Here is an 11212-nt window from a genome sequence, read left to right as displayed (position 1 = left end):
CATTATTGCACTCCTATAATGCGATAATTCCTATCCAACGCTGTGCTTAGGAATTCTTTTGTATAAAGAGCTTCTAAGCGTCCTTTTAATCCACTATCACTAATCCACGCGTCTTTACCATTATTAATACTCTTATATTGTGGCATTCCACCCGCGATACTTCGCTCATTCCCAAAGCGCACGATTTTAATGGCTTCATTTAGCTCAATATTACGCAGTGGCAAGGCTAGCTCGCTAGAGTTATGGCATTTTCCGCAAGATATATCCCCAAATACCTCAAGATTCTTTTCTAGCTTTAGACTTTCAAGCTGTGCTTGCTCTTTAATTGCAAGTTGCTTAGCGACTGCTTTAATCGTGGCTCTATCGCTTAGCATTATGTCTTTTTGTTCGGCTTGAAGTTTAAAAAGGTAGTCCATACTCTTATTGATTGAGTAAAAAAAGAAAATACAAATAATTGCAAAGATAATGCCTAGAATGTTTTCTTTCATACGTTCCCCCACTTGTGCTTTTGGCTAAAAATCGAAGATTCTGCGCGCTCAAACTGCGTCACTACCGCTTTAGGTAGCTTCCGCTTCGCGAGCAGACACGACCATTAAGCAAACTAGGCGCACAATGCTAGAATTTTTTAGCTCACTACCTTTTTTGGAGTGTGCCACTAAAAAATTCTAGGATTTTTGAGCTATTTTTCTAAAGAAACTGCGCTTTGGCTTGTTTTGTGGTTTTCGAGCAAAATTTGAGCGGAGCGCACTTGGCGTGCGTGAGCGAGAATTTTGCGAAGAATCCGCAAAAAGAGCCAAAAAGCCGAATTTTCATTTCACATAAAAATCATTGACGCGCCTTAGCCACCCTTTTAGGAATTTCGCATTTTCTCCCTTTTGGGCGATTTCTTTAAAAAAGCTTGCGCGATTATCGCAGTAATGATTACAAAACGCCACGCCAACGCTGTTGAGCTTTTCTAGTGTTTGCGCGCCAAAGACACCATCACTATAAACGCTAAGCGTTGATTGCGCGTATTTTGTCGCGCGTGTAACGCCACTATTTACCGCAAAGTCAAAAATCGCATTCGCGCTATCTTGGCTTTGTATCTCATCGCCCTTGATTTTGTCCCAAAACTCTTTTTTATAGAAGTTTTCCATCTGCTCTACAAACTGCACATTGCCTAAGCAAAGCTTCTCTAATTCTGCATACTTGCTTTTATCAAAAGGTGCTACTGTTTTTTTGTAATCATCTACTATATTCCAAAGCTTCAAATCTGGGTGCATATTGCGCGCAATACCAAAGATTGTCTCCCCGCCTTTATCACCTTCTACATTACAATAGCCACCTTCCCATTTAAGTGTTTTTGCTTTTGCTATCTTAAAATCTGCCATAATCTTTTCTCCTTGAATGATTTTTGGCGGATTTTTACGCAAAGCAAAGTTCAAAAAAAGTCTCAAAAAATGCTTTGATTTGTTAAAAAATATTCTGTAAGATTAAGGTTTTATAGAGATAGAATGGATAGAGAATGACGATAAAAGAGTTTTTAAAGAATTTGGGCTTGTCGTTTGAAAAGTGTAAAAAAGAATCTGCAAAGCTTCCCAAAAAGCCACTTCCCAAAAAGCTACAAGAGCGATTTTACAAGCGTGATGCGATGTATTGGGCGGATAGAAAAGCGGCGCGTGACGCGTGGAATTTAGAAAAAAAGCAAAAAAAAGATTCCGCAGGATAATATTTTCATATATTCCACGCTCTTTTATTTGCATAAAAAACATTTCTTTGTGGCTTACGCAAAGGCGTGCTTGGCGCACTTGGTGGGCGCACATCTGGGTGAGCAATGCAAGAGCTAAGCGCGTCAATACAATCATCTTTTCTAAAAGGTTTTGCAGGATTAAAGCTTAAAAGCTCTTTTTTTATTTGATTTATACCGCTTGCATTGTGTAAAAATACTAAATTTCCAGTGTTGTAATAGCAACGCATAGCTTTAATTTTTTCAACCTTTGGAATCTTGCGATTTGCAGGATATGCAGTTATTTGGTTTGTTAAAATCGTTTTATAATTTTTTTTAAGATTTTCATTTACGCACACCACTTCTTTTTGCAAAAGTCTAAAAAGCATTTCGCCACCCGCATCAGATTCTATATATACTTTAGCTTTTGGGTATTTTTGCATTGCTTCAATAATATAGCTTAGCGTCTGCTCCTCGCTCCAAATTCCAAAAAAACAATCCTTTAAGATAAAGCGTGCAAGATTTCCTACGCGCTCCACTCCTACGCAGCAAATAGCGCGATTATCAGAATCTGCATTTAATGAAGTAGCATTATCAATAAAAATATAGTCATTTGTTACGCCAACTTCATAGCTTGGCACACTTTTAAAATACACTGCTTCAAAAAACCCTGCTTCGCGTGCTTGTGGTTCTTGTAAATATTGCGTGCTAAACTCATCTTCGCCCATTTGAAGTTTGAGTAATTCTAACTCTTTTTCATTATGACGCAGTGGGAAAAGTGCGGTATTTTTGGGGCGGAAGTGTGTATAATCGCCGATTTTATAAGTGAGTGCATTTTTATTGAGAGCTTGGAGATTGATTTGAATCCATTGTTTAATAACTTCAGGCTTGAAGTTGCGCTCATTTAGCAAAAATCCGCATAAATCCTCATCGCCTAAACGCTGCATTAAAATCGTAATATTGCTTTTATTATCTTGCAAGCGCGATAGCACACTTTCTTTAAAATTGGTATTTACCAAATCGCGTGCAGATTTTGAGCTCATTTCGCTCACTTTGATTGGATCATCAATTAAAATTTGATGCGCGTGGAATCCTGTAATAGCACTTTTAAGCGTGGTTACAAATAATCCTCCACCTTCTTTGAAAACAAATTCATTAGAATTGTCCTGCAAAAATTGTGGTTTAGCTCCAAAAATTTGCGCCCAAAATGGGCTTTTGATTAAATCCCTTACTTGATTATTGATTTTTCGGCATAAATCATCAGAATAGCTTATATAAATAAACTTACGCGATCTATCATGTCCTAACGCCCACGCGATAAAAGTGCGCGCGATTACTTCAGTTTTTCCATAGCTTGGGGGCATATTAATCATTAGCCTAGTAAGTGGTGGGCGAGGATTTTTATCTAAAATTTCAGACGGGAGTGTGGATTCTAGCACTTTAGCAATGTATTCAAAATGCCAATTATCCAAAAATGGCGCACAATTATATCGCGCCCACTTTAGGCGTAAAAACTGATATAAATCCCGCCTTGCAAGCTCACGCAAGGCACATTCTTTTTTTATTCCATTAATTGTATCGCCTTGCGGAAGTAAATTCCGCTTCGCCTCCGCTTCACTTCGTTGCGCGCTCATAATCGTGTTTTGTAATTGATAGGATTTTATACTTTGTTGTGTGTTCATACATTACCTTTTTTTGGTGGGCTTATGCCACTTTGAAAATTCTAAGTTAAATAAACCAACGCGCAAGCGAAGGGATTTAAGCTTTGCGTTGCTTGTAATGATGCGCTCCACTAAAAAAAAATTCTAGGATTATGCACAAGGTTTGTGGGTTGTGCAGAAATTTCGGAATGAGGCGCACTTGGCGTGCGTCGCAGTGGAGAAATTTCAAGCTCCCGCAAAGATTGTGTATAAGCCGAATTTTTCATACCAGCTTATAGGGTGTTGGGATAATGCTTGGCTCGCTCGCTCTACTCACCATTGCGCGCAATTTATCTTTTTCCTCTTTGAGAAGTTGCTTAAAAAGTTGGATTTTTTGCAAATTTGGTGCGTGTGTTTCAATACTCAAAAGCTGTATCACGCAACCCTGCACTAAACTAAGCGAAAAAATATCATCTAAAAAGAGTGTAGAATCTGCACTCAAATTCCCCTGCGCGCTAATGTAATAAAGCTCACATATCCCATTTGCACGATATGTTGGTAAAACTTGATACACTTGCAGGCTTAAAGGCACAAGACTAAGATTACAAGTGGTGTTTTTAAGGCGATTTTTAAGGCTTTGGCGCGCAATTTCTTTATTATCCAAAAAGCACGCACACACTTTTAGACAAGTGCTTGGTAATTCTAAAAAATTATCTTTTGGGGTGATTTGTTTGCAAAAATAGCGTATTGGTTGCTCAAATTCGCTCATTAGCGTATTTTGCTCACGCTCCAACGCACTTAAAAGTAAAGAATCCTCAAAGCGATAATTCCCTGCCTTTTCATCGCGTAAAATCGCGCGAATCAAAGTTAAAATCTCACGCGCTTGCATTAGCTTTCCTCTTGGGTTTGAGGGTTTTGAGAATCTAGGGGCTTATTAAGCAAAGATTGTAATTGGTTGCGTCTATTATTGATTTCATGCCATTCTTTTGATTTGCTTATTTTCTTTCCTTTGCGGGAAAGATTTACTTGCAAATCCGCAAGCTTCCTTGTTTCTTGTGCCCACTTAAGATACACTTGCGCGCTTGAGGTATCTCCTTGCAAAGCCATTATTTTGGCATTTTCCTCGGTTTTATTTGCAGTGTCATGTAAAAATTGAGCATTGCGGAAATAATAGGCTTTCCAGTCGTTGCCATTTGTGCCTACAGCTTTTGTGGCGTCACTGCGCGCATCTTTGCTTCCTTGTCCTATTTTATACACTTGCGCAGCATCATTTTCAGCTGCAGTAATGGCGGTGTTAAGGCGCATTTTTTGTTCATTTAAATCAACACCAAAGTTATTGAGCAAAAATCTTTGAAAAGCACCATTCCAGCCATCGCTATATTCGACAAGTTCGGATACTTGAGAAGCACTTGTGCCAGCTTTTGCAAGCTCATAGGCTTGTTTATAAGTGCCTGCAAGGGATCGCTGCTTGACATCGCCTTTGAGATTGACATTGGCATTCATATCGATATTTAAATGTCCGCTTAGATTTAAGCCTAAATACTTATTTGCTAAATAGCCATCATACATACTTACTTTTCTATTTTTGATTCTATCATCAAGGTATTTGTAACCTGTTGGGCGGTAATAATTGCCTTCAATATCTTGGGGAAGATTGAGCGGGGCACTTTGTGCTGGCACAAATTCGGTGCTTTCCTCCTGTGTTTGGCTTGGGATTGGCGGTGGGGCTGACTTGAGGGCGTCATTTTGTGCGCGGAATTCTTCTTTGGTTGTGTTTTTGCCAAAGCGCATAACTTGTTGTTGGCGTTTGATCTCGGGGTCTTTATTTTGTGCGTTATTTGGCGTGTAAAAATTTTCTAAACCTATTCCATTAATTGTATCGTCTTGCGGAAGTAAATTCCGCTTCGCCCATTCCTTTGGACTATCACTTTGGCTAACGCCAAAGCTCCGCTCCGCTTTTGCCTTCGCGGAAGTAAATTCCGCTTTGTCTCCAGCTCCGCGAGCAGACATTACCTTTTTTGGTTGATGAGATTGTGTTTGTTGTGTGTTCATACATTACCTTTTTTTGGTTGGTGAGATTTTATACCACCATATAGGTTTTTTCTTTAATCGCTTGAGGATTCTGAAGTTTTTTGAGCTCTTGGGCGCGTAATTTTTGAAGTTCTAGCTCAAACTCTAATCCTAAAGTTTCAAAATTCTTGTTTTTAAGATGTTCAATACAGCTTGCGATATGGCTAAGTTCTTGCTGCAAACAAAGTGCTGAAGTATTGAGCGCATTTTTCACGCGCACAAAAAGCACTTTGTGAGAATTGAGCGTTTTTTCATACGCATTGAGCGCAGCATTTTCATAGATACTCATAAAGCTAGGTTGTGTGGCTTTTTTCTCCAAAACCACGCTTAAAACCCCTAAAAGCGAGCGCAAAAAGCTTTCAGATTCTGCAATTTGTGAAGCGATTTTTTCAAAAGGCAAAAACTCAAAATTATTGTCTAAAAACTCATTGATAATTTCTTCGCAAGATTGATTAAGCACTTCTTTTGTGAGGCTTTGGGTTTGCGAGATTGCTTGATTTAAGCGATCTTGCAATTCTTGTGAAGTAGCGATGTTTTGATTAAATTCTGAAGTGATAAGTTCATTTATTTTTTGGCTAATTTTAGCTTGCAAGGCATTTGTGACACTTTGGGTGATTTCATCTTGCTTGGCATTTGTAAGCAGTTGTGTAATATTTTGTGTAGTTAGAGATTGCGTAATTTGCTGGGTATTTTGACTTTGCAAATTTGTTTGAGCCTGCGTGATTTGCGCTTCAAGCAGTTTTTTTAACTCTGCAAATGCAGAATCTTTTTGGCTTTGCAAATTTTGTTTTAGGTTTTGGCTTAGGGTATTAAATTGCGAATTAAGCGCACTTGAAATTTGTGAAGGCTCAAGTTTTGCTTTTGCCTCGTTTAAAAGTGTGCTTAACTCGTTACTTAATTGAGTGAGTTGGGCTATTTTTTGATCATTGTATAGCATAGAATTCCTTTAATTGTATCACTTTATCGGAAGCTTGTGCTTTTGGCTAAAAATCAAAGATTCTGCGCGCTCAAACTTCGTCACTACCGCTAAAGGTAGTCCTTGTTTTCGCGCTTGAAAACTCCGATTTTTATTCCAAAATCCCTGCGCTTAGTCATTTTGTGTCTCCTGTGCAATGACAAAATAAAATCCGCGCACCACTTTAAAATTCTAGGATTTTTGAGCTATTTTTGTGGTTTTCGAGCAAAATTTGAGCGGAGCGCACTTTGGCGTGCGTGAGCGAAAATTTTGTAAAGAATCCGCAAAAAGAGCCAAAAAGCCGAATTTTATTCTTTGGAGCTAAAGATTCCAATTGTTGCAAAGTCTGTATTTGAATATGGACTTAAACTTCCATCTGCGCTTTCAAATCTTCCCTTAGCAATTGCCAAAAGCCTATCGCAACCACACACCATTTTTCTGCCTGCATCTTGGGCTTCATCAATGTAGAAATTTACAGAATTGCTTCCAGCCATCACAAGCGCACTTGCACCAATAAGCGCACCAATACAAACTGCTTGCCCTCCTGCGTAATAGCTTGGTGGTGTGAGCGTTGTGTGGTTTTGCTTATTGATATTTGCGTAAAATTCAGAATCTGAAACTTCAGAATTTAAAAATCCTACTTGCCCGCTACTCCAAACGCCCATATCAAGCACAGGACAACCATCAATCAAACCTACGATACCGCTAAAAATGCGGTTTTCATCTCCTCTAATGCCTGCAAACTTCTGCATTTCAATCCATTCAGGGTCGTTTTTGAGTTGGTTAATCGCATAAGTATCAAGCAAAATAATATAGCTATGATGCTGATAACTTATGCCGCCTTCTGTAATGGTTTCAGAGCGGATAGGTTTAATGGGGAATGCTTCCTTGCCTTTGTAGTTGATACCACTGCGCGCCATAAAAATAGCTTGACGCAAGGCTTTGACATTGCACACATCGCCTTTGGCAATCTTTTTGGTAGCAGATTCCACGCTTGGTTCAGCAGTAGTATCTTTAAATCCATTTGTAGCATCGCACACCACGACATTTGTAAAGTCGTTGCTTAGCGCGGTTACAAAGTTTTTATCACGCTTGTTTCTTATCCAATCTGTCAAGGAATCTACAGCATGCTTTGCAAAGTCAATGGTTTGCATATCGCTGTATTGCTTGATGTCTGATCTCATAGCATTTCCTATGATTTTTGGATAGATTGTTTGGCTCAAAATCTCCAAATTGTCATAGTTTGTATTAAAATCCGCATTCCCAACGACACCATCGCCTGCAAGTTGCGTTTTTAATCTTGGGCGATAGGGTTGATTGTTTTTGACATTGTATGAGCGGATACCTCTATCTACACCTTGTCCTAAAAATGGCTCAAAAGGGCTTTTTTGCCACGAAGCCTTTTCGATGATTCTGCTGATTTCTACGCTTATGTTGGGATTGTCTTTCCAGCCTAAAATATCTACTTTGTTGAGTTCTTCTAACATTTTCTCTCCTTTTGATTTAATATTCCACCATAATTTCGCTAGGCACGAAATATAGGACGCGGACTTTGATTTTTCCAGCGGTTGTGGCTTTGTTTGCTGTTAGATTAATATTTATGGCGAGTGGCTTTGGCGTGGTGTATTTCACGCTTGAAGTGTGGCGATTAGCTGTGCTGTTTATATCTACAAGATTTAAAAACAACGCATTATTCTCTTCTGTGCCAATAACACATTGAGAATTGCCCCCTGTTGTATCCTCAAGCACTTCTACACTTACTTCCATCACTTCTGCGCCTGCTGGAAGTGCGCAAATTGGAATATCACGCTTTTCCCCTCCTGTCTCAATCACACTTGTAGCCAAATAGCATACATTCTTAACGCGTTGTCTCATTGTGTCTCCTTTGTAATTTTGTGGCGTAATTTTTGAAAAAATTACAGGCTAAAAAAAGGGTTATCATTTTTAGCCCCCCCCCTACCATTTTTCTGTAGGAAGTGGTTTGCTTGAAAAAAGTGAGGCGATTTTTGCAACTGCATTATTTTCACCTTTTTCTTTCATTCCCTGCGCGAAAGCTTTTTTCTTTTCCTCAGAAGTTTGCGGTTTTTTTTGTTGGTTAGTTTTTGGTGGTGTCATATGCGCTCCATTGGTAGATTTTCATTTCCACCTACTTCTGCATCGCCACTCACACCTACTAATTGCGTAGGTGCGTTATTGCCTGCTGGCGTGCCATTTTGTGCGCTGTAGAGTTTGTAAAGCTCCTCAAAAAATTCGACAGGTGGAAGATTTGAGATACTTTCCATTTGTCTTGGGCTTAGATCCTCTTGGTAAAAGCTCATAAGGCTTTCAAAATCTACTTCTGGGTGCTTTTGTAAAAACGCCTCTTTAGCGCTTTCAATTTCAGCAAACTGCGCTTCTTGGGTGATTTCACCTTTCAATTCATTTGCGCGTTGCACTTTTGGCGCGATGGTGTCTTGCAAAAATTTATTTTGCATTTCAAAGATTTTTTTTACAAAGCCAACTTTATCCTCAAAAAAGAGTTCTTCAAGTTCTGGCGTGATTTGTTCAGCGATAGCATTTGCAGCGTTTTGCTCTAGCATACTTTCAGCTTGGGAAATTTCATTCTCAAGTGCGCTTAACTCTTCTTGCTTGCTTATGGGTTGAGCATCTTGTGGATTTGGTGCAATGTTTTCTTCTGGCATAGGTTCTCCTTATTTAATAAAATATGGAGAATTGTTCTAAATTTGCCAAAAAATTAAAAGGCTCAACATTTTTTTAAGCCTTTTATGAAAATAGGTTTTTATGTAGAGTTTCATTCCCTAGGTTTTAATTCCGCTAAAAGCTAGGGATTTTTGCTCCACATTCTCCTGCTAGCGTAAGTTTTGGAAGCCGCTTTACGCTAGCTTGTTAATTGCGTGAGATAATTATTGAGCGCGATTAATCCTAAATAATCTTTTTTTGCTAGCAAAATCTCTTTTTGCTTTCTGGCATCATTAAAAATCAAGCCCTTCATTGCTTTACGCGCACTTGGAATATCAAAAGTTCTAATGCTTTCATCAATAAAGAGTTCATTTGCGATCCTATCGCGTGTTTTTGATTTGATATATTCACGCCATGATTTTTCATAGATTCCTAATTCGCGCCCTTGCAAATATTCCACGCTCAAAGCCTCAATATATTCATTTTCAAGCACAGATTTATAAAATGACGCTTCAAGGGTATTGTTTGGATTTTCTTGCAAAAGCGGTGTGTGAAATTTGAGGTTAATATTTAGCGTGGTGGCAACTTTTTGGGATAGCTCTTGTTTTAAAAATGGGTTTTTTTGTGCGTTAATAAGGGCTTTTAAAATCTCTAAATTTCTGCCTTTTTGTGCGCTTGAAATTTGCTCGTTAAAAAGAAGTTTGAGGTAAAAACTAAAGCCATCAGTGGCTTTGAGTAGCAAGGTTTGCGTATTTTGCAAAAGATTTTCTTGCAAGATTTCGCCAGCATCTTTGTGTTTGTCTAGGATTCTAATCACGCCAACATTAAAATAACCTTGCGAAAAGCACACTTCAAGCGCGCGTTTTGTCGCCTCAAGCCCTGCGTTATCATTGTCAAAGAAAAAGAGAATTTGACACTCAAGCTCAAGCTTGAAAATTTGGGCTAAATGCTGGGTATTAAACGCTGTGCCACAGGTTGCAACGCAATTATGTTTCCCTAAAATTTGCAACGCAATAGAATCCATATAGCCTTCACATACAATTATTTGTTTGCTTTGCTTGATGGCTTTTTGTGCGAGGTGGAAATTATAGAGGAATTGACTTTTATTAAACACAAAAGATTGCTTAGAATTAAGGTATTTTGGGGAATTTTTAAAATTGAAAAATGGTTGGGTGCGCCCTGCAAAACCTATGATTTTATAGGCAGGGTTAAATAGCGCAAAGCTAAGGCGCTCAAAAAACGCACATCGATTGTTTTCATTTAAAAATCCCACTTCTTTTAATAATTCTCGCTCTTTAAAATCCAGCTCGTTAATCACTTTGCGTGAATTCTGCCCAAAATACCCCAGCCCAAATTTTTCAATCGCTTCTAAACTCCCCAAACGCTTTAGCACATAGCCTTTAAGCTTTTGATTTGCTAACAAATCCTCTTGTAAGCTCTTTTGGATTTTTGCATACACTTGATAAATATCTTTTCGTTGGTTGTGCGCTTTGCTTTCTTTGTGTGGCAAGGGAATATTAAACATTGAGGCGATTTCAGCAAGCGCATCTTTAAAATCAAGATTCTTGTATTCTTTTAAAAATGTGATTGCATCGCCACTTTTCCCGCAACCAAAGCAGGTAAAAATCTGCTTACTTGGGCTTACTACAAAGCTTGGAGACTTTTCATTATGAAAAGGGCAAGGGGCTTGGTAGTTCGTGCCAACCTTACGCAGTGGAATGAAACTTTGGATAACTTCTACAATGTCTATTTGAGATTTAAATTGTTCTAAATCCATTTATACTCCTTTCACTTGTGCTTTTGGCTAAAAATCGAAGATTCTACGCGCTCAAACTGCGTCACTACCGACAAAGGTAGCTCCTTGTTTTCGCGCTTGAAAACTCCGATTTTTATTCCAAAATCCCTGCGTTTAGCTTTTTGGTAGCTCATTTTTCATCTCCTTTGCGATTTTGTTGCAACGCATCGCGTGCCACTTTGAAAAATTCCCAAACACGCAAGCGCATTTCTTTAAAAAATTCTAGGATTTTTGAGCTATTTTTCTAAAGAAACTGCGCTTTGGCTTGTTTTGTGGTTTTCGAGCAAAATTTGAGCGGAGCGCACTTTGGCGTGCGTGAGCGAAAATTTTGTAAAGAATCCGCAAAAAGAGCCAAAAAGCCGAATTTT

Annotated in this window: 13 protein-coding genes; 1 reads left to right on the top strand and 12 read right to left on the bottom strand. The window is 38.7% G+C overall.

Annotated features, from left to right (window positions below):
* Positions 1-2: 2 nt before the first annotated feature.
* Positions 3-488: a hypothetical protein gene (locus CQA49_RS09230; RefSeq protein WP_115575669.1), complete on the bottom strand. Its 486-nt coding sequence runs from the start codon at positions 486-488 to the stop codon at positions 3-5.
* Between the two features lie 321 nt (positions 489-809).
* Positions 810-1370 (bottom strand): glycoside hydrolase family 108 protein, encoded by a 561-nt coding sequence (locus CQA49_RS09225; RefSeq protein ID WP_147288683.1) that lies wholly within the window; start codon positions 1368-1370, stop codon positions 810-812.
* 134 nt (positions 1371-1504) lie between these two features.
* Between CQA49_RS09225 and CQA49_RS09220 the strand changes: the two genes are divergently transcribed.
* Entirely contained in the window at positions 1505-1708 is a 204-nt protein-coding gene (locus CQA49_RS09220; protein WP_115575667.1) for a hypothetical protein, read from the top strand.
* Positions 1709-1713: 5 nt separating this feature from the next.
* Here CQA49_RS09220 and CQA49_RS09215 read toward each other — a convergent pair whose 3' ends face one another.
* From CQA49_RS09215 to CQA49_RS10125, 10 genes are all read right to left on the bottom strand, one after another.
* The gene (locus CQA49_RS09215; RefSeq protein WP_258864290.1) at positions 1714-3387 is read right to left on the bottom strand and encodes a terminase large subunit domain-containing protein; all 1674 of its coding nucleotides are present in this window, start codon (positions 3385-3387) and stop codon (positions 1714-1716) included.
* Positions 3388-3628: 241 nt separating this feature from the next.
* Positions 3629-4234, bottom strand: coding sequence for a hypothetical protein (locus CQA49_RS09210; protein WP_115575666.1), 606 nt, complete (start codon positions 4232-4234; stop codon positions 3629-3631).
* The gene (locus CQA49_RS09205) at positions 4234-5397 is read right to left on the bottom strand and encodes a hypothetical protein (RefSeq protein ID WP_115575665.1); all 1164 of its coding nucleotides are present in this window, start codon (positions 5395-5397) and stop codon (positions 4234-4236) included. The genes CQA49_RS09210 and CQA49_RS09205 overlap by 1 nt, the downstream gene beginning before the upstream one ends.
* Before the next feature lie 28 nt (positions 5398-5425).
* Positions 5426-6352: a hypothetical protein gene (locus CQA49_RS09200; RefSeq protein WP_115575664.1), complete on the bottom strand. Its 927-nt coding sequence runs from the start codon at positions 6350-6352 to the stop codon at positions 5426-5428.
* Positions 6353-6678: 326 nt separating this feature from the next.
* Entirely contained in the window at positions 6679-7857 is a 1179-nt protein-coding gene (locus CQA49_RS09195) for a DUF4043 family protein (protein ID WP_115575663.1), read from the bottom strand.
* A gap of 16 nt (positions 7858-7873) precedes the next feature.
* The gene (locus CQA49_RS09190; RefSeq protein ID WP_115575662.1) at positions 7874-8245 is read right to left on the bottom strand and encodes a hypothetical protein; all 372 of its coding nucleotides are present in this window, start codon (positions 8243-8245) and stop codon (positions 7874-7876) included.
* 81 nt (positions 8246-8326) lie between these two features.
* Positions 8327-8485, bottom strand: coding sequence for a hypothetical protein (locus tag CQA49_RS10130; protein ID WP_181882660.1), 159 nt, complete (start codon positions 8483-8485; stop codon positions 8327-8329).
* Positions 8482-9051: a Coiled-coil domain-containing protein gene (locus CQA49_RS09185; protein ID WP_115575661.1), complete on the bottom strand. Its 570-nt coding sequence runs from the start codon at positions 9049-9051 to the stop codon at positions 8482-8484. The genes CQA49_RS10130 and CQA49_RS09185 overlap by 4 nt, the downstream gene beginning before the upstream one ends.
* A gap of 197 nt (positions 9052-9248) precedes the next feature.
* Positions 9249-10826: a DNA primase gene (gene dnaG / locus CQA49_RS09180; RefSeq protein WP_115575660.1), complete on the bottom strand. Its 1578-nt coding sequence runs from the start codon at positions 10824-10826 to the stop codon at positions 9249-9251.
* 11 nt (positions 10827-10837) lie between these two features.
* Positions 10838-10978: a hypothetical protein gene (locus CQA49_RS10125; RefSeq protein ID WP_181882659.1), complete on the bottom strand. Its 141-nt coding sequence runs from the start codon at positions 10976-10978 to the stop codon at positions 10838-10840.
* Positions 10979-11212 lie beyond the last annotated feature (234 nt).

The organism is Helicobacter sp. MIT 00-7814, from assembly GCF_003364115.1.
Classification (GTDB): domain Bacteria; phylum Campylobacterota; class Campylobacteria; order Campylobacterales; family Helicobacteraceae; genus Helicobacter_F.
Note: the sequence above shows the minus strand (reverse complement) of the source record. Positions and strands in the feature narration are given on the sequence as shown.